This is a genomic window from Arthrobacter sp. PGP41 (assembly GCF_002953935.1).
Lineage (GTDB): Bacteria > Actinomycetota > Actinomycetes > Actinomycetales > Micrococcaceae > Arthrobacter.
Genome location: NZ_CP026514.1, coordinates 3991915 through 4010161 on the forward strand (window position 1 = coordinate 3991915; position 18247 = coordinate 4010161).

General features: G+C 66.5%; 19 protein-coding genes and 1 tRNA gene. 11 read left to right on the plus strand and 9 right to left on the minus strand.

What is annotated here, in order from left to right; translation table 11 throughout:
• The first annotated feature begins 127 nt into the window (after positions 1 to 127).
• From C3B78_RS18335 to C3B78_RS18350, 4 genes are all read left to right on the plus strand, one after another.
• Positions 128 to 679, plus strand: coding sequence for a DUF4383 domain-containing protein (locus tag C3B78_RS18335; protein ID WP_104999335.1), 552 nt, complete (start codon positions 128 to 130; stop codon positions 677 to 679).
• Positions 666 to 1763 carry an iron-containing redox enzyme family protein gene (locus C3B78_RS18340; protein ID WP_104999336.1) on the plus strand — a complete coding sequence of 366 codons (1098 nt, stop codon included), beginning with the start codon at positions 666 to 668 and terminating at the stop codon, positions 1761 to 1763. The genes C3B78_RS18335 and C3B78_RS18340 overlap by 14 nt, the downstream gene beginning before the upstream one ends.
• 58 nt (positions 1764 to 1821) lie before the next feature.
• A complete protein-coding gene (locus tag C3B78_RS18345) occupies positions 1822 to 2037 on the plus strand; it encodes a CDGSH iron-sulfur domain-containing protein (protein ID WP_104999337.1) in 216 nt (71 codons plus the stop codon).
• A 78-nt stretch (positions 2038 to 2115) separates the two neighbouring features.
• Positions 2116 to 2379 (plus strand): DUF4235 domain-containing protein, encoded by a 264-nt coding sequence (locus C3B78_RS18350; protein WP_104999338.1) that lies wholly within the window; start codon positions 2116 to 2118, stop codon positions 2377 to 2379.
• Positions 2380 to 2397: 18 nt separating this feature from the next.
• Here the strand turns inward: C3B78_RS18350 and mnhG are convergent, their stop codons facing one another.
• From mnhG to C3B78_RS18380, 6 genes are read right to left on the minus strand one after another with little or no spacing between them, the layout of a single operon-like run.
• Positions 2398 to 2799, minus strand: coding sequence for a monovalent cation/H(+) antiporter subunit G (mnhG, locus tag C3B78_RS18355; protein ID WP_104999339.1), 402 nt, complete (start codon positions 2797 to 2799; stop codon positions 2398 to 2400).
• Positions 2789 to 3067, minus strand: a complete 279-nt coding sequence (locus tag C3B78_RS18360; protein ID WP_104999340.1) for a monovalent cation/H+ antiporter complex subunit F — start codon at positions 3065 to 3067, stop codon at positions 2789 to 2791. The genes mnhG and C3B78_RS18360 overlap by 11 nt, the downstream gene beginning before the upstream one ends.
• Positions 3064 to 3609 carry a Na+/H+ antiporter subunit E gene (locus tag C3B78_RS18365; RefSeq protein WP_104999341.1) on the minus strand — a complete coding sequence of 182 codons (546 nt, stop codon included), beginning with the start codon at positions 3607 to 3609 and terminating at the stop codon, positions 3064 to 3066. The genes C3B78_RS18360 and C3B78_RS18365 overlap by 4 nt, the downstream gene beginning before the upstream one ends.
• Positions 3606 to 5210, minus strand: a complete 1605-nt coding sequence (locus tag C3B78_RS18370) for a Na+/H+ antiporter subunit D (protein WP_104999342.1) — start codon at positions 5208 to 5210, stop codon at positions 3606 to 3608. The genes C3B78_RS18365 and C3B78_RS18370 overlap by 4 nt, the downstream gene beginning before the upstream one ends.
• Positions 5207 to 5728, minus strand: a complete 522-nt coding sequence (locus C3B78_RS18375) for a Na(+)/H(+) antiporter subunit C (protein WP_104999343.1) — start codon at positions 5726 to 5728, stop codon at positions 5207 to 5209. The genes C3B78_RS18370 and C3B78_RS18375 overlap by 4 nt, the downstream gene beginning before the upstream one ends.
• Positions 5725 to 8796, minus strand: a complete 3072-nt coding sequence (locus C3B78_RS18380) for a Na+/H+ antiporter subunit A (protein ID WP_104999886.1) — start codon at positions 8794 to 8796, stop codon at positions 5725 to 5727. The genes C3B78_RS18375 and C3B78_RS18380 overlap by 4 nt, the downstream gene beginning before the upstream one ends.
• A gap of 194 nt (positions 8797 to 8990) precedes the next feature.
• Here C3B78_RS18380 and C3B78_RS18385 point away from each other — a divergent pair, with 194 nt between their 5' ends.
• From C3B78_RS18385 to C3B78_RS18395, 3 genes are all read left to right on the plus strand, one after another.
• The gene (locus tag C3B78_RS18385; RefSeq protein WP_104999344.1) at positions 8991 to 10394 is read left to right on the plus strand and encodes an MFS transporter; all 1404 of its coding nucleotides are present in this window, start codon (positions 8991 to 8993) and stop codon (positions 10392 to 10394) included.
• Positions 10395 to 10494: 100 nt separating this feature from the next.
• Positions 10495 to 10977, plus strand: coding sequence for a cation:proton antiporter regulatory subunit (locus C3B78_RS18390; protein ID WP_104999345.1), 483 nt, complete (start codon positions 10495 to 10497; stop codon positions 10975 to 10977).
• A gap of 5 nt (positions 10978 to 10982) precedes the next feature.
• Positions 10983 to 12164 carry a cation:proton antiporter gene (locus tag C3B78_RS18395; protein WP_104999346.1) on the plus strand — a complete coding sequence of 394 codons (1182 nt, stop codon included), beginning with the start codon at positions 10983 to 10985 and terminating at the stop codon, positions 12162 to 12164.
• 30 nt (positions 12165 to 12194) lie between these two features.
• Here the strand turns inward: C3B78_RS18395 and dcd are convergent, their stop codons facing one another.
• Positions 12195 to 12770: a dCTP deaminase gene (gene dcd, locus C3B78_RS18400; protein ID WP_104999347.1), complete on the minus strand. Its 576-nt coding sequence runs from the start codon at positions 12768 to 12770 to the stop codon at positions 12195 to 12197.
• Positions 12771 to 12916: 146 nt separating this feature from the next.
• Here dcd and C3B78_RS18405 point away from each other — a divergent pair, with 146 nt between their 5' ends.
• Positions 12917 to 14629, plus strand: a complete 1713-nt coding sequence (locus tag C3B78_RS18405) for a CAP domain-containing protein (protein ID WP_104999348.1) — start codon at positions 12917 to 12919, stop codon at positions 14627 to 14629.
• A gap of 3 nt (positions 14630 to 14632) precedes the next feature.
• Here the strand turns inward: C3B78_RS18405 and C3B78_RS18410 are convergent, their stop codons facing one another.
• Positions 14633 to 15112, minus strand: coding sequence for an SRPBCC family protein (locus C3B78_RS18410; protein WP_104999349.1), 480 nt, complete (start codon positions 15110 to 15112; stop codon positions 14633 to 14635).
• Between the two features lie 237 nt (positions 15113 to 15349).
• On the opposite strand from C3B78_RS18410, the gene C3B78_RS18415 reads away from it, so the two are divergent.
• The 3 genes from C3B78_RS18415 (at position 15350) to C3B78_RS18420 (ending at position 16814) form a co-directional block, all read left to right on the plus strand.
• Positions 15350 to 15423, plus strand: a tRNA-Gly gene (locus C3B78_RS18415).
• A gap of 99 nt (positions 15424 to 15522) precedes the next feature.
• On the plus strand, positions 15523 to 15663 hold the full coding sequence (locus C3B78_RS19910) for a hypothetical protein (protein ID WP_199775289.1): 141 nt from the start codon (positions 15523 to 15525) through the stop codon (positions 15661 to 15663).
• Complete coding sequence (locus C3B78_RS18420; protein WP_104999350.1) at positions 15663 to 16814, plus strand: N(5)-(carboxyethyl)ornithine synthase; 1152 nt, start codon at positions 15663 to 15665, stop codon at positions 16812 to 16814. The genes C3B78_RS19910 and C3B78_RS18420 overlap by 1 nt, the downstream gene beginning before the upstream one ends.
• A gap of 7 nt (positions 16815 to 16821) precedes the next feature.
• On the opposite strand, the gene C3B78_RS18425 is transcribed toward C3B78_RS18420, so the two are convergent.
• Positions 16822 to 18216 (minus strand): MFS transporter, encoded by a 1395-nt coding sequence (locus C3B78_RS18425; protein ID WP_104999351.1) that lies wholly within the window; start codon positions 18214 to 18216, stop codon positions 16822 to 16824.
• Positions 18217 to 18247: the final 31 nt, after the last annotated feature.

Sequence of the window (18247 nt, forward strand, 5' to 3'; positions counted from 1 at the left end):
CATGCTGGCGGAGCGACCCGCACGCTGGACGCACGTCCACCCGGCAGCAGAAACACAAAGGCTGCTTAGCATTTATTTAGTAATCATGCTTACTATGTTGTCTCCCGGGTTTTGAGGAGAACAGGACATGGCAGCCAGCACCCGCCTGACGGGCCCCCGAACACGCCTGCAAAATGCCGCCCTCGGAATTGGCACGGTCTTCTTCCTGTTGGGCATCTTGGGCTTCATCCCCGGCGTTACCTCCAACTATGGCTCGTTGGGCCTTGCCGGACCTGGTTCAGGGGCGCTGCTGCTGGGCGTCTTCCAGGTGTCCGTGCTCCTTAACGCGGTACACCTGGTCTTCGGGCTTGCAGGGGTCCTGATGGCGCGGACGCATCCCCAAGCCAGGAACTTCCTTATCTACGGCGGCGTGGCCTATCTGCTCCTCTGGCTGTACGGCTTCCTGGCGGGTGACACCACGCCTGCCAACTTCCTCCCTGCGAACAACGCGGACGACTGGCTGCACCTGGCCCTCGGCCTGGCCATGATTGCGCTGGCCATCACCCTGGCTGCCCGAGGCCCCGCTGTCCCCGCAGGCGTTGGCAGCAGCGATAGCAGCAACCGGCCCGGAAGCCCCAGCAACGACGTCGCGGAACCGGCACCAACGCCGGACCTGAAGGAGCACTATGAAAATCCCTGAAGCGCGCGGTCCCGCCAGCGCCGCCTTGTTCGCCCTTCTCACGGAGGTACCCTGCTCCATTGGCACCCGCCCCGACGGCCGAACCGCCGACGCCGGAACTGCCGATGACCGCGCCGCGGGGCTGCACCGGGCGGTCAGCAGCCAGTTGGCCGCCACCCCGGACATCATCGGCGATGACGACCTCCAGCTGACGCTCTTCTGCCTCTACGAGCTCCACTACACCGGGCTCGCAGGCGTCAGCGATGAGTGGGAATGGGCGCCGGGACTGATCCAGGTCCGCCAGCTGCTGGAAAAGCCGTTCGAGGCCGCGCTCAGGCGGACCGCCCGTGAAGCAGCCGGCGAACTGGAGCTTCCCGCGGCCTCGCGTCCCACCAGCGACGCTGTGGCCGATGTCCTGTTCGGCCTCGCAGCCCGAGATACCGGCCCCAGCCTCTCCCGGTACGTGGCGAAGAAGGCCAGCCTGGATCAGCTCAAGGAATTCCTGATCCATAAGTCCATCTACCAGCTGAAGGAGGCCGATCCCCATACCTTTGCCATTCCCCGGCTCGCCGGGCGCCCCAAGGCCGCGCTGGTGGAAATCCAGGCGGATGAGTACGGCGGCGGACGTCCCGAACGGATGCACAGCGCACTTTTCGCCCGCACCCTGCGGGGCCTGGGGATGGCGGACGAATACGGCGCCTACGTCGATTCCGTCCCGGCCGTCTCCCTCGCCGCAGTGAACCTGATGTCCCTGTTCGGGCTTAACCGCCGGTTGCGGGGTGCCATCACCGGGCACCTGGCCATCTATGAGATGACCTCCTCCCAGCCCAACCGCCTATACGGCAGCGGCTTCCGGCGGCATGGTTTCGATGCCGCCGTCACCCACTATTTCGATGAACACGTGGAAGCAGACGCCGTCCACGAGCAGATCGCCGGCCGCGACCTGGCCGGCGGCCTGGTGGAAGCCGAACCAGGACTTCTTGGAGATGTACTGTTCGGTGCCACGGCAGCCATGGCGCTGGACGGCAGGCTGTCCGCCCATCTCCTGCAGTCTTGGGAGAACGGCGGGACCTCACTAAGGGCGGCAGTGCCGGCAGCAGCATGAGCGGCGCAAGTTCCCCGCCGCCGTCCATCACCCCCGGCAACCTCAAACAGGAGCGCGAATGAACCAGGAACCGGCCGAGAGCTCCATCGTGGTGTGCCCCGACGGTCCGCTGATTGTGCGCGGCGACTTCGAGATCGTCACGCCCTCCGGGGAACCGTTGCCCCGTGAACGGAAAACCGTGGCACTGTGCCGCTGCGGGGCGTCAGCCATCAAGCCCTATTGCGATGGGACGCACAAGATGGTCAAGTTCCGGACGGAACCCCCGGCAACCTGAGCAGCGCCTGCACCGGCCGGCCGCAATCGCCGGTTAGGCTAGGGACAGCCCGTTTTCCGCCCGCAAGGAGTACTAGGAATGAACCTTTTCATCAAGCTGCTCGGCACTGGCGTGAGCCTCGGCGCAGGCTTTGTCGGCACCAAGCTCGTCAACGCCATCTGGGAAAAGACCACCGGCCGGAAGCCCCCCACCGGCAAGCACGAGGACGTCCCCACGAGCCTTCACTCGGCTCTGACGTTCGCCCTGATCTCTGCCTCGGTGAGCACCATCATCCAGGTCCTGGCAAACCGTGGCACCCAGCGCGCCATCACCCGGTTCGCCAAGAGCCAGGACATCGTCTAGCAGCACGCCGAACGGTGTTCAGCCGTCGCCGGAACCCTCCTCACGGGCGGTTTTGGCGGCGGCTTTTTGCACCACGGCCTCAAGCTCATCGGAGGTGAGGAGCTCGCGGTGGAGGTGCTTGGTCCGGTAGCCGGCCCGGCCCACCATGTGTGCTGAAACGGGCACGGTGAGCAGCTGGAAAATCCACGCGACCAGCAGTACGGGCCACACCCACCAGGTGCGCAACTGGAGTCCGATGGACGCCAGGAGCAGGAACAGCCCCAGCACCTGCGGCTTGGTAGCGGCATGCATGCGGCTGAGCAGGTCGGGGAAGCGAAGCAAGCCGATGGCCGCGCCGAGCGACATGACGGCCCCGACGATCATGAACACAGCGGACAGCACATCCACCCAGGCATCCAGGCCAGTGGAGTCAGGACTCATTGGACTGCTCCCTCCGGTCCGCCACGAACCTTGCCACCGTCACGGACCCGATAAAGCCGATGATGGAAATGGCCACCACCAGCATCAGGTTGTTCAGGTGCCTGTTGACGGCCATGTCCACGCACAGGGCACCGCCCAGGATGGCCAACAGGACGTCCGTGGCCAGCACCCGGTCCAGCAGTGAAGGTCCCCTGGAGATCCTGATGATGGCACCGGCGGCGGCCACCGAGAAGATTACGGCAGTAACAGCCAGGACGGTCTGCATCATGCGCCCGCCTCCATTCGCACGGTTTCGAGTTCTTCCTTGGTGCCCATGATCCTGATCAGCCCCGCTTCGATGGACCGCACCTCATTTTTAAGGTTTTCGACTTCCTGCGGGGAACTGATGTTGAGGGCATGCAGGTAGAGGGTGGACGTGGAGCGGTCCACCTCCACCACCAGCGAGCCCGGAATCAGGGAAATCACGTGCCCCGTGGCCGTGACCATGAGGTCCTGGCGGCTGCGGAGCGGGACGGCGACGACGGCGTTGGTCACCTTTGGCCCCTTGGCGATGGCAAGGTACAGGAGCTGCGCGCTGGCAGCCACCACCTTGGCCAGGAAGACGAGCGCGAAGGGAACGGCGTACAGGATGTTGAACCGGCCGCTCAGTTCCACCGGTGGAAGGTAGAACAGCCGCGCGACCGCCACGGCCAGCAACGCCCCGAACAGGAGGTTGCCGGGGCTGAAGTCCTGCCACAGGGCACCCCAGACAATGACCAGCCAGACTAGGAGCGGCAGCTCCTGGCGGAGGGAAATCCGGCGGCGGCTCATTTTCCCCCTCCCGGCGTGGCAACCATCGGGACGTCGACGCCTCCGCCCAGGACAGCGTGGATGTAGGAGGTCCGGTCCAGCATGTCGCGCGCAGCCTGGTCAGAGACCGTGAACAGCGGCCCCGCGAAAACCGTCAGGGCAACGCCAAGGACCACCAGCCCCACTGTCGAGCCCACCATGGTGCGCGGCAGCAGTGTGACGGTGTTCCGTTTGGCGCCAGGGCCGTCGGCCCGCCCGGCGGCCGGCGCAAGCAGCACGGGATCCGGGTGTTCGGCGTCCGAGGGCCGGCGCCAGAACGCGCGGTTCCACACCCTCGCCACGGCAAGCAGGGTCAGCAGGCTGGTAAGCACCCCGCCGATCACCAGCACGTACGCCAGCGGCGTCCCCAGTTCAATCCCGGCCTGCATGAGACCCACCTTCCCCAGGAATCCTGAGAAGGGCGGAATCCCGGCCAGGTTCATTGCGGGGATGAAGAACAGCAATGCCAGCAGGGGCGACAGCTTGGCGAGGCCGCCCAGCCGGTCCACCGAGGAGCTCCCGCCGCGGCGTTCGATCAGCCCCGTCACCAGGAAGAGGCTGGTCTGGATGGTGATGTGGTGCGCCACGTAGAAGACCGCCGCCCCCAGCCCTGCCGTCGAGGACATGGCCAGGCCGAACACCATGTACCCGATGTGGCTCACCAGGGTGAAGGAGAGCAGACGTTTGATGTCGCTCTGCGCCAGGGCACCCAGGATCCCCACCACCATGGTCAGCAGCGCGGCCACCATTAACGGAGTGTTAAGGGAGTCCCCGGGAAAGAGCAGCGTCTCGGTCCGGACCATGGCGTAGACGCCCACTTTGGTGAGCAGGCCGGCGAACACTGCGGTGACCGGCGCCGGCGCCGTGGGGTAGGAGTCGGGCAGCCAGAAGGACAGCGGGAACACGGCCGCCTTGATGCCGAACGCCACCAGCAGCATCACGTGCAGGAGGGTTCTGGTGCCTTGGTCCAGCTCGCCGAGCTTCATGGCAAGATCGGCCATGTTGACGGTTCCGGTGGCCCCGTAGACCATGGCGATCGAGATCAGGAACAGCACCGACGACACCACGGACACCACCACGTAGGTGACGCCCGCCCGGATGCGGGGCCCCGTGCCGCCCAGGGTCATCAGCACGTAGCTTGCCGTCAGCAGGATCTCGAAGCCGACATAGAGGTTGAAGAGGTCCCCGGAAAGGAACGCGTTGGACACGCCGGCCACCAGGATCAGGTATGTGGGGTGGAAGATCGAGACGGGCGCGTCCTGGTCGCCGTCGGCCATGCCCTGCCCAGTGGCGTAGACCAGCACGGCCAGGCTCACCGCCGAGGAGACCACCAGCATCAGGGACGAGAACTGGTCCACCACCAGCACGATGCCCCACGGCGGCAGCCAGCCGCCGATGCTCACCGCAGCCGTGCCGCCGTCCCACACGGAGGCCAGCAGGAGGCATTCGAGCAGGAGCGTGAGGGACAGCAGGAGGATGCTGACCACCCGCTGGGCCCGTGAGTGGCGGATCAGCAGGAAGGTCAGGGCGGCACCCACGATGGGAAGTATGACGGCGAGCGGCGCGAGGCTTGCGAGGTTCACTTTCCGCCTCCTTCCGGGCCGGCGGTGATGTTTTCCGAGCCCGGCTTTTCTTCCGCTGCTGCCTGCTCCGCGGGTATTTCGCGGCCGCCGGCCAGGACGGTGGCCAGCGGGAACTCGGACGTCTCTGCGGGGACCTCGGCGTCGTCCTCGGCGTCGAAGCTTGGTGTTTCCGCAACCCTGAGGTCCTCGATGTCGGCCTGGATCTCATCCCGGCGGGCCAAAACCCAGGTGCGGTAGATGATGCCGAGCATAAAGGCGGTGACGGCAAAGGAGATGACGATGGACGTGAGGATCAGCGCCTGCGGAAGCGGATCGCTGTAGTCCCCGGCCGCAATGTCCTTTGAGTACAGCGGCGCGGGCCCCGCGTACCCTCCCGTGGCCAGGATCAGGAGGTTGGTTGCATTGGCCAGAAGCATCAGGCCCAGGAGGACGCGCGTCAGGCTGCGTTCCAGGATCAGGTAGATGCCGCAGGCGTACAGGGCTCCCATGATGATCAGGAGGGTCAGGTTCACGCTCATGCTTGGCCCCTTGCGGTGGTCTCGGGAGCCATGCCTTCGGGCTCGTGCTCCCAGTCGGGAGCTGGTGCGGGTGCCTGCAGGGTGGAGTCCTGCCCTTCGGCCGGCATTCCTCCTGCAGCCGCGGACCGCTCTTCGAAGTGTTCGTCGATCTCGGCTCCGAGGCTGCGCAGGACGTCCAGGACCAGGCCCACCACCACGATGTACACACCGATATCGAAGATGGTGGAGGTGACGAACTTGATGTCGCCGAAAACCGGGAGCCACAGTTCGATGATGGCCGTCTGGAAGACCTGGCCGCCCAGCAGCAGCGGCACTGCGCCCGAAGCCGCGGCCACGGCGAGCCCGATGCCCAGCAGTGCACCTGCGCTCACCGGTGTGGCTTCGCGAAGCTCGAACCGTCCCCCGGCCAGGTACCGGATGGTCAGGGCCAGGCCCGCCGTGAGGCCGCCGGCAAATCCGCCGCCGGGCAGGTTGTGGCCGGCCAGCAGGAGGTAGAGCGAGAAGATGATCATCGAGTGGAAGATCAGCCGGGTGACCACCTCGAAGATAATGGACCGGCGCTCCGGTGCCAGGGTCCGGCCGGCAACGATCCACGCATCCCGCGCGGACGCGGCGAACTTCCGGCTGACGGCCAGGGCTGCCGCGTCCCGGGTGCCGGGATCGACGCCGCGGTGGCGGCCCACGGTGCCCTCGGCCACCGTGGCGGACTTCAGGATCCGGTCGCCGCGGCCGCGGACGAAGATCAGGCTCGCCACGCCGGTGGCGGCCAGCGCCAGGACCGTGATTTCACCGAACGTGTCCCAGGCCCGGATGTCCACCAGGGTCACGTTGACGATGTTGAGTCCGCCGCCGCCCTCGTAGGCCAGGCGCGGGAACTCCAGGGAAACGGGGGTGGCGATCCGTGCACCCATGGCGTAGATCGCGGCGAACACCATGGTGGCACCGAAGCCCAGGCCGATGACCACGCGCACCACACGGTACTTGCCGCCGGTGCGGTCCCGGAGCTCGGCCGGCAGGCTGCGCATCGCCAGGACGAAGGCCACCAGGATGATGGTTTCCACCAGCATCTGCGTCAGGGCAAGGTCCGGGGCACCCTGCAGCGCGAACATCAGGGCAATGCCGTACCCGGTCACGGAAACCATCAGGACCGCCAGGAACCGCTTGTTGGCCTTCACCGCGGCCAGCGCGCCGATCACGATGCCGGCACCCACCACGAGCTGGAGCGGGGACCCGGGATCCACAAGGTAGATTCCGTCCGGCAACGGCTTGCCGGCCACCACGATGGCGGACAGGGGAAGAACGAACGCGACGCTGAGAATGACGGCCAGGTAGTAGTACAGCGAACCGCGCTGGGTGCGGCCGGTAATCCACACCGCCGCGTCATCCAGCGCACCGATGGTGTTCTGGTATGCCTTGTCCCCGTCCACCCAAGGCGGCACCAGGGACTGCGCCCTCGCGACCGCGTTGCGGCCAAGGTACATCGCCAGGCCGAGTGCGAAGGTAAGCGCCGTCAGGCCCAGCGCAGGAGTGAAACCATGCCACAGCGCCAGGTGGCCGGCCTGCCCAGCGGCTGACCCGGCGTCGGACGCGGTGGACGCAAAGAGGGCGGCGTACGGCTGGATCCACGCATCTACGGGCGCCGGCCACAGCCCGTAGGCGGTGGTCATGAGGCTGAGGATGGCCGGCGCGGCCAGGAAGGACGGCCTGATGGCTTTGAAGGGCGTGGGCTCCACCCCTGCCTTGACGGCGAAAGCCCCCCACATGAAGCGCGCACTGTAGGCGAAGGTGAGGACGGAACCCAGCACCAGGCCCGCAAGGACCACCATGCCCCACGGCCCGGCAGCCGGGTCACTGGCGTGGTGGACAAAGGCCTCGAGCACCGACTCCTTGGCCACGAAGCCGGCCAACAGCGGGACTCCCGCCATGGACGCGGCACCAATGGCGGCCACCACCCCAAGCGCACGCGAACTCCGGAACACCCCGGACAGCTTCCGGACATCACGTGTCCCCGACTGATGGTCGATGATGCCCACCACCAGGAAGAGTGTGGCCTTGAACAGGCCGTGCGCAAGGAGCATCGCCAGGCCCGCGAGCGCGGCATCCGGTGTACCAAGGCCCACCACCATGGTGAGGAAGCCCAGCTGGCTGACGGTGCCGTGGGCCAGGATGAGCTTGATGTCGGTCTGCCGCAGCGCCCGGTAGCCGCCCACCAGCATGGTGGCCAGGCCAAGTCCCAGCACCACGGGCTGCCAGTAGGCCGTCTCGGAAAAGCCGGGGGCGAGCCGGGCCACCAGGTAGACGCCGGCTTTGACCATCGCCGCGGCGTGCAGATAGGCGCTGACGGGGGTCGGCGCCGCCATGGCGCCGGGAAGCCAGAAGTGGAAGGGCACCAGGGCGGACTTGGTGATGGCGCCCACCAGGATGAGCACGACGGCGGCGGTCACCAGGGAGCCGGAGCCTCCGCCGGTGAGGGCGGGCGCCTGGTCCAGGATGCCGGAGATGCGGTACGTTCCTGCCGCGTGACCCAACATAATCAGGCCCACCAGCATGGCAAGCCCGCCGGCCGTGGTGACAATCAGCGCCTGCAATGCGGACCGCCGTGCGGCCAGCCTGGTCCGCGCGAATCCGATCAGGAGGTAGGACAGGATGGTGGTGAGTTCCCAGAAGATGAACAGCAGCAGCAGGTCATCGGCAACCACCAGCCCGAACATGGCGCCGGCAAAGGCCAGGAGCTGCGCACCGAAAGCGCCAAGGTCCTGGTCCTTCTTCTTGAAGTACCGGGCGCAATAGACCAGCACCAGGGAGCCGACACCCAGCACCAGCAGCGACATGACCCAGGCCAGTGCGTCCATCCGGAAGGCAAGCTCAAGCTTGAGTCCGGGAATCCAGGGGACTGCTTCGCTGACGTGTCCCGTTCCGGAATAGATAGGCCCGTGCTGCAGCAGCAGCCAAACGAAGGAGGCCGCAGGAACGGCGGCCAGTGCGTAGAACGCGTTGCGGCCCCACGCCCTGAACAGGAGAGGCGCGAGGACAGCCACCGAAAAATGCACGGCAAGGACTGTGATCACTGGTATCTCCGCGTTCGTCAGGGATTCGATTGTCAAGAGTTGGAGCAGGCGGTTCATTCGTTAGGTCCGGGAAGGCTCAGTTTATCAAGGCTTCGGTGCCGCTTTCCCCGTCTTTGCCGGCCTGCCGCCCGCCGACACCGGCGCCCGGAGTTCGGTCCGCGTCCTGTTCGCCACAGGCGGATACGATGCATCGTATGAACAGCGCCAGCGCTCCCGGGGCCACGCAGCCGTCCTCGGAACTTGAATCCGGGACCCGGGCCACCAGCAAGGGCCGCATCTTGGCATGGGCGTCCTGGGACTGGGGATCGGCGGCCTTCAACGCGGTGATGACGACGTTCGTTTTCACCGTCTACCTCACCTCCAACGCCTTCGGCGGCGAAGACCGGGCCTCGGCGGTCCTCGGAGGTGCGCTGGCAGTCGCAGGCCTGGCCATCGCACTGCTGGCACCGGTCACCGGCCAGCGCTCAGACGCCGGCGGCCGGCGGAAGCTGTGGCTGGGAGTCAACACGGCCGCCGTCGCCATCCTCACGGCGCTGTGTTTCTTCGTGTTCCCGCAGCCGGAATTCCTGCTGCTGGGCGTGACCCTCATTGCGCTGGGCAACGTGTTCTTCGAGTTCGCCGGCGTCAACTACAACGCCATGCTCGCGCAGATCTCCACGCCACGGAACATCGGCAAGGTCAGCGGCTTCGGTTGGGGCGCGGGCTACCTCGGCGGCATCGTGGCCCTGCTGATCGTGCTCCAGCTGTTCGTCCAGCCCCGCTTTGACTGGTTCGGGGCGTCCACGCAGGACAGCTTGAACATCCGCCTGGTGGCAGTCTTTTCAGCGCTCTGGTTCTTCATCTTCGCCCTTCCCGTGCTGTTCGCCGTTCCCGAACTCCCCCGCGCCGCCCAGGCACGGCGGCTGGGCTTCCTGGCCAGCTACGGCCTGCTGGTCCGGCGGATCAAGGCCATCTATGCCACCAGCCCGCACACCATCTACTTCCTGCTGGCCAGCGCCGTGTTCCGTGACGGCCTGGCCGCCGTCTTCACCTTCGGCGGGATCATCGCCGCGGGCACCTTCGGCTTTGAGCTGTCCCAGGTGATTTTCTTCGCCATCTTCGGGAACGTGGTGGCGGCCGTGGGCGCGGTCATCGGCGGGTTCCTGGACGACCGGATCGGCCCCAAGCGGGTGATCATTGGATCGCTGGCGGGCCTCCTGGTTGCCGGCACGGCCATCCTGGTGCTCGGAAACGGCGACTACGTGTTCCTGGGCATGGCCTGGGCCGGCAGCACCACCTTCTGGGTATTCGGGCTCTTCCTTTGCCTGTTCGTGGGGCCCGCCCAGTCCTCATCACGGGCCTACCTGGCCCGGCTCGCCCCGCACGGGGAATCCGGCGAGCTCTTCGGCCTCTACGCCACCACAGGCCGCGCCGTCAGCTTCCTGGCGCCGGCGCTCTTCACTTTGAGCATCGCGGCGGCCACTCCGTTCGTGGCGCAGGGCGAGGCGCAGCGCTGGGGCATCCTGGGCATCATGGTGGTTCTCCTGGCCGGGCTGCTGGTCCTGCTGCCGGTCAAGTCCCCGGACAAGGCCCCCATCGCGGTGGTTCCGGCCACCTAGGTGCCAGCGGTTTCACGGCATGCCGGCTGGCCCTGCGATACCTCCCGGTCCCGTGTCCGCCCCCACACCAACCGGGGCCTGGGGAGACTAGGCTGGGAGCATGAACGTGGACGAAACCGACCTTCCCGGCTTGGGCCGGCGCAAGGATTTCATGACTGCCTCCGGCCGCCGGATCGGCGTGGTGGAGCTGCGTGAGGGCCAGACGGAACTCATTGTTTCCGCCTGGGACGATCCCGATACCTGCCAGGCATCCATACCCCTTACCAGCGAAGAGGCCGCAACCCTCGGCAATCTCCTCGGCGGGCAGCACCTGGCCATGAAGCTGACGGAAGAGCACAAGGACGTTCCGGGAATTGTGACCCGGCAGTTCTCCATCGCTCCAGACTCCCCGTTCCAGAACCAGCCCATGGGCAAGGCCTGCATCCGTACCAGGTGCGGCGTCTCCATCGTGGCCATCATGCGCGAAGGCGAGGTGCTCCCCTCGCCGGGACCCGACGTCGTCCTTCACACAGGCGACCTGCTGGTGGCTGTAGGCACCCAGGAAGGTCTCGACGCAGCAGCCGATATCCTGCGTAACGGATAAACGCCGTGGATCCGCTGGCCCTGACCCTCGTTGAACTGGGGGCCGTTGTGTTCTGCCTCGGCCTTCTGGCCAGGCTGGCCGGCCGGATCGGAATGTCACCCATCCCCCTTTACCTCCTGGGCGGGCTGGCCTTCGGGGCCGGCGGGATCGTCAAGCTGGAGGGGATGCAGGAGTTCGCCCATCTCTCCGGGGAAATCGGCGTGATCCTGCTGCTGCTTATGCTCGGGCTGGAATATACGGCAGCGGAGCTGTTCACTGGCCTGCGGCGCTCCTGGCAGGCCGGCGTCCTGGACCTGGTGCTCAACTTCCTGCCCGGGGCGGCCCTCGCCTACCTGCTCGGCTGGGGCGGAGTTGGCGCCATGGTGATGGGCGGCGTCACCTACATCTCCTCGTCGGGGATCGCTGCCAAGGTCATCACGGACCTGGGCCGGCTGGGCAACCGGGAAACGCCGGTGGTCCTGTCCATCCTGGTGTTCGAGGACCTGGCTATGGCCATCTATCTTCCGGTCCTGACCACCATCCTTGCCGGGGTCAGCTTCATTGGCGGCCTCACCACGGTGGGTATTGCCCTTGCCGTTGTGAGCGTGGTGCTGATGGTGGCATTGCGCCACGGGCATCACGTGTCGAAGGCCGTCCACAGCGAGAACTCGGAGGTGTTCCTCCTGAACGTGCTGGGCGCCGCGCTGCTGGTGGCAGGCCTGGCCTCGGCCATGCAGGTTTCCGCGGCGGTGGGCGCCTTCATGCTCGGCATCGCCATCTCAGGGGCAACGGCCCACAATGCCACCCGCATCCTGGAACCGCTCCGGGACCTCTTCGCAGCCATCTTCTTCGTGGCTTTCGGGCTCAACACCGATCCTTCATCCATTCCGCCGGTGCTCGGCTGGGCCCTGGTGCTGGCTGCCATCACCGCGGTCACCAAGATGGCCACCGGAATCTGGGCAGCCAAGCGTGCAGGCATTGCCAGGCCCGGACGGTTTCGTGCCGGCGCCACGCTCATTGCGCGCGGCGAGTTCTCCATCGTCATCGCCGGGCTGGCAGTGGCGTCAGGAGCGGTTGCGGATGAACTGGCAGCCCTTGCCACTGCGTACGTCCTGCTCATGGCCGTCATTGGTCCGCTGGCTGCCCGGTATGTTGAGCCGCTGGTAAGGCCCCTGCTGCGCCCTCGGAGCGTGGCCGCCAAAGCCTAGGTACGCGGGCTTGATGGGAGCCGTGCGCACCTAAATGGACGTGCGGTGGAAGTTCAGGTGGCTGCGGCTCGCCGTGGGGCCGCGCTGGCCCTGGTAGCGGTTGCCGTACTGGCCCGAGCCGTAGGGATGCTCCGCCGAGGAGGACAGCCGGAAGAAGCACAGCTGGCCAATCTTCATGCCGGGCCACAGTTTGATGGGCAGCGTGGCCATGTTGGAAAGCTCCAGGGTGACGTGGCCTGAAAAGCCGGGGTCAATGAAGCCCGCGGTGGAGTGCGTCAGCAGCCCCAGCCGGCCCAGGGAGGACTTGCCCTCCAGCCGGGCGGCGATGTCGTCCGGCAGCGTGACGGTTTCATAGGTGGAACCCAGCACGAACTCGCCCGGATGCAGGATGAACGGCTCGTTCTGCTCCACCTCCACCAGGCGGGTGAGTTCCGGCTGTTCCTCCGCCGGGTCAATGTGTGCGTACTTGTGGTTATCGAACAGGCGGAAGAATTTGTCGATCCTCACGTCCACGGAGGACGGCTGGACCATCGCCGGTTCGTACGGCTCAAGCACGATCCGCTGGGAGTCTATTTCGGCACGAATATCGCGGTCAGAGATCAGCACCGTCCCAAATTACCGCATGGCTTATCAGTACCCGTTATCCACAACTGCATTCTTTCGTTGTTGCTGGCGTCTGCTGGGGCTAATGTTGCCTCAGTGATTCAGGCGCCGGATGGTCTCCCGGATGGCCCAACAGAGCTGGGGTTGTTGTGAATAGATTGGTGGCGCCCGCTTTTATTGGCGCGCTCTGCGCTTTGGCGCTGGTCTCCTCGGGGGCCGGCACGCCGCCCCTGCCGCTTTCGCCTGGTGTGACTACTGGAGCGGCGGGCCCGTCCAGCGTCGTCCTGGGCACGGCCACCGTGAAGGACGACGCCGGGGCCTCCACGGGTGAGGGCCCGGCCGCGTCGGGGCTCACCCCCGCCGTGGAACCCGGCATCCGTCCGGCGTCACCCGCGGGCGCCGACGTCACACTGGCGCCGGAGCCCGCACCCGCCGCACCGTCAGCTGATGCCCTCGCGGTACCCTCCCCGAGTACGGCCACCGCGGAGCCGGCTCCCGGGGTCCCATGGATTCCGCCGCTCTGGGCCCCGGATGAAGAACTGGCCTCACCGGCGCCCTCCCGCTTGGCGGCTCCCGAGTCAGTCACGGCCTTGCCTTCGACGGAGGCCCTGGTTCCGGACAGCAATGCGGCAGCGGTTCTCACAGTCTTCACCAAGATCAATGAGTACCGGGCGTCCAGGGGCCTTAATCCGGTGAAGTACCACCCAACAGTGGCCGGGCTGGCGCAGGAATGGTCGGACAGCATCGCGTCCCGCGAGGTGATTGAGCACCGCGCCAGTTTCTGGACCGACCCGCGTGCCCTCAGCCCGAACAACGGCGCCGGCGAGGTCATCGCCATCCGCACTGACCGCGATGCCGCACTACTCGTGGAATGGTGGAAGAGCTCCGCCGGCCATAACGCCATGCTGCTCGATCCGCGCTTCAACGTCATGGGCGCCGGCATCTCGTACACGGACCGCACGTACAAAATCTGGGGAGTGGTGAACTTCTTCGGCTACACCACTCTTCCAGCCGGCACCCTCGACGCTCCCGGCGGCACCGGGTCGGGCAATGCTTTCCCGCCGGCAGCACCGAGCGTATGCGATGCGCCCGTCAAACATATGCCGCCCACGCTTGACCTCTCCGCCGCCGCGATCAAGGGGCCGGGGGACCTCGTGACCGTGGACTCCGCGGGACAGCTCCTTGCCCGCGCTGCCACCGGCGCGCGCACCTTCGCCGCAGCCAGGGTCATCGGTTCAGGCTTCGCGGGTGCCAAGGACGTTTTTGTTACCGACTGGGACCGGGACGGCACCTATGACCTCCTGACCCAGTGGACCAACGGCACCGTGACCCTGAGCCGGGGCAACGCCACAGGCGGATTCCAGGCCGCTGCCACCCTCGGGAACGGGGGATGGGAGTCCCTCACCCTTGCCGTGGGTGGCTGGTGCGCCAACAACCGGATGCCGCAGCTTCTTGCCCTGGACGGAGCCGGGAGTCTCTTCCTGTATCCGAACAAGGGCCTGGGCGACCTCGCGGAGCGCGCCTTCGTGGGCTCTGTTGGCGCCGCCCGGAAGCTGTCCATGGTGGATTACGACGCCGACGGGTTCCAGGATGTCCTCGCGCTGCGTGCTGACGGATCGGTCCAGCTCCACCGCGGCTGGGGCACCCCCGCGCTGCGCGCCGAAACAAGGCCTACAGTCGCCACCGGCTGGGGAGACGTGACAGGCATCAGGGCACTGAGGGACGTCACCGGGCTGAACTCCACGGGGCTGGCGCTGCGCCGGGCAACGGACGTTGTCCAGTACTGGGACCTGACCTCTGGAAGCCTCGCGGCGCCGTCGAACATCCCCGGACCCTGGACCGGACAACGGCTGGCGCAGTAGGTGCTAGATGGCCGGCTGGAGCTCCAGGACACCCTTGAGGCGTTCCAGCTGGGCCACTTCGGAGCGGACGTTCCGTTGAAGCATCCTGTTGAGGAAGCCGAGCCTATTCAGGAAGCCCGGCAGGTTCAGGAATCCGACGGGCCCCTCCGCCCGGGCTTCGAGGGCGAACCGCACTCGCGTCCCCCCGGATTCCGTGCTGAGGTAATACCCGCCCGAGCGGTGCGCGGGTCCGGAGATTACGTGGAACTCGATCTCCGCGCCAGGCCTGGCCTTGGTGATTTCCAGTTCCGCCGGAATGCTCAGTCCGGACCGCCCGGCTACCATCTTCCGGTAAACCGCGCCCTTGGCGGCAGAAGCGCCCTGCAGCAGCGTGACGCTGCGGACCGAGTCGCACCATAGCGGAAGATTGGTGGCATCCAGCAGGTACAGATACACGGCCATGGCGTCACGACTGATCAGGACCTCGTGCTCCGCAAATGCCATGGGGATCTTCCTGTGTAAACGTGGGCTGGCCGCAGCAGCTGCGCCCCCCGGCACCGCAGCTACCGGTTCAGGTTAGCCAGCGCTCCGCGCGCCCACCTAGCCAGGGCCGGGGACGTTATTGAAGAGTTACTGGATGACGCGCGGGCCGGCCAGGACACGGGGCTCCGGCGCCCTGAATGGGCGGGGCGGGCAGACATCTGCGCTAAGCTATGTTCTGCCCCTCTTCGGCGGGGCATTGCGGCTGTAGCTCAATGGTAGAGCGCTAGCTTCCCAAGCTTGATACGCGGGTTCGATTCCCGTCAGCCGCTCCATGTTGTCAGCGGGGCCGCCAGCGCCCGCCGGGCCCATTAGGTGCCTGCGTGTATCGTCAGAAGTCAGGAACCTCTTCGGTTCCGCTACAGGAGCAATACATGGCTGACAAGTCCCCGCGTCAAACAGCATCGAAAAAATCCGGCAAGTCCATCAAGGAAAAGCGCGCAGACAAGAAGGCCGCTTCCGCCCCCGCCAGCTCCCTGGACATCACGTCCAACAAGGCCGCCAAAAAGAAGTGATGGGCCCGGAGAAGAAACTGGCCCTGGGCGTACTGGCATCAACGAAAAAGCCGGACGAGCGCAGGCTCCCCATTCACCCGCTGCACTTTGAGCGCATTGCGCCGGAGGTCCGCGAGCACATCATCCTTGAGCACGGCTACGGTGAACGCTTCGGCGTTTCGGATGCGCACCTCGCCACCCTGGTGGGCAGGATGGCCGGCAGGGAGACGCTCCTGGCGGAGGCCGACGTCGTCCTCCTGCCGAAGCCGCAAGCGGAGGATTTGTCCGACCTGCGGGACGGCCAGGTCCTCTGGGGCTGGCCGCACTGTGTCCAGGACCGTGCCATAACGCAGCTGGCCATTGACAAGAAGCTCACGCTGATAGCTTTCGAGGCCATGAACCACTGGGCCAGTGACGGCGGTTTCGGGCTGCACGTCTTCCACAAGAACAACGAGCTCGCAGGGTATTGCTCGGTGCTCCACGCACTGGCACTGACCGGCTCAACCGGCGACTACGGACGCCGGCTCAGTGCCACAGTCATCGGTTTCGGCGCTACGGCACGCGGCGCTGTTACGGCCTTGAACGCCCACGGGATCCACGACGTCCAGGTGCTGACCAACCGGGGAGTCGCCGCCGTCGGCGCCCCCATCCACTCGGTCAACATCGTCCAGTTCGATCACGATGCCGAAGCACCCTTCCTCAGCCAGGTGATCACCGAACGGGGCCGCGTGCCGCTGGCGCCGTTCCTGGCCGAAAGCGACATCGTGGTCAACTGCACCCTGCAGGACCCCAACAACCCGCTGACCTACCTGCGCACGGAGGACCTCGCGGCCTTCAACCCGGGCAGCCTCATTGTGGACGTGTCATGCGACGAGGGAATGGGATTCAGCTGGGCCCGGTCCACCACCTTCGCCGACCCCATGTTCACGGTGGGCGGCCACATCAACTACTACGCAGTCGACCACAGCCCGTCCTACCTCTGGAACTCCGCCAGCTGGGAAATCAGCCAGGCCCTGCTGCCGTTCCTGGAAACTGTCATCAGCGGCCCCGAGGCGTGGGACGGCAACGAAACCATCTCCCGTGCCATCGAGATCCGTGACGGCGTGGTCCGCAACAAGGACGTGCTCGAATTCCAGAAGCGTGAAGAGGCGTACCCGCACCTGGCGCTGTAGCCGCGGGCTACGCTGCCGCCCGCCGGACAATCCTCACAGGCTGCCGGCGGTCCCTGAGGTCCACCCTCAGCAGCAGCGAGCCCTTGCGCGCCAAGATCAGTGCGACGGTCACCGCCGCGAGGGCCGGCACCCCGCCGGAGACCAGCAGCGCCACATGCGGATCGGCATGTTCGGCGATCCAGCCGAGCATGGGGCCGCCAATGGCCTGGCCGCCGATCAGCACCATGATGTACAGGCTCATCACCCTGCCCCTGATGCCCATATTGGAGCTGACCTGGACCAGCTGGTTGGACCCGGTGAGGAACATGAGGCACCAGAACCCGGACAGCACCATCACCGCGCCGAACACCGGCATGGACGGGGCCAGGGCGGCCAGGCAGAGCATGGCGCCGTACATTCCGGCGCAGAACACCACGGACCGGAGCCGGAGCTGGCGCCGCCGCGTGGACGCCACAGCCCCGGCCAGCGCGCCAAGCGCCACGAGGGCGTTGAGGAGGCCGTAGCCGCCGGCACCAACGTTGAAGACGTGGTCCGCGTAGGCCGCGAGCACCACCGGCAGCCCCATGGCGAAGACCGCGATAAAGCCGGCCATCAGCCAGGGCCAGTAGATGGTGGGCTTTCCCAGCGCGTACCGCAGCCCCTCGCGCAGCATTCCCTTGCTCTTCGGTGCGGGCGCGCTGAGGAACAACTGGTCCTTGCGCAGGATGAGCAGCATGGCCACGGTGGTGCAACAGGCGAAGGCGTTGCCCGCAAAGGCCCATCCCGCCCCCACGGCCGTCAGCAGCCATCCGGCCAGGGCGGGGCCGATCAGGCCGCCCAGCTGGAAGGTGGTGGAGTTGACGCTGATGGCGTTGCGCAGGTACTTCGGCCCTACGAGTTCGTTGACGAAGACCTGGCGTGCCGGCTGGTCGAGCACGGTCACCAGGCCAAGCACCAGTGCAATCACGTAAACGTGCCACACCTCAATGGCGCCGCTGAGGGCAAGGACTGCCAGCGCGGCGGCCAGGACCGCGGCCATGCCCTGGCACAGGATCAGGATCTTCCGCTTGGCGAACCGGTCCGCGATCATCCCTCCCCACGGCCCGAGGAGCAGGGACGGCAGGAACTGCAGCGCCACGGTGATGCCAACCGCGGTCACGGAGCCGGAGAGCTCCAGCACCAGCCAGTCCTGGGCGATCCGCTGCATCCAGACGGCGACGACGGCGATGAAGTGGCCGATCGCGAAGATGCGGAAGTTGGGAACGCTCAGGGAAATGAACGTGTGCTTCCATGGCAGGCGTTCACTGACGACGGCGACGGGCTGGGTCTGATTGGCATGGGTTTGGCTACGCGGCGGGGCGGAGTGTGCGGTGTCGATGACGGGCTGGGTTACGGTTGCCGATGAAGGCGGTGGGGGTGCCACAGGTGTGTCCTCACAGTGCGTGCGGTCCGGG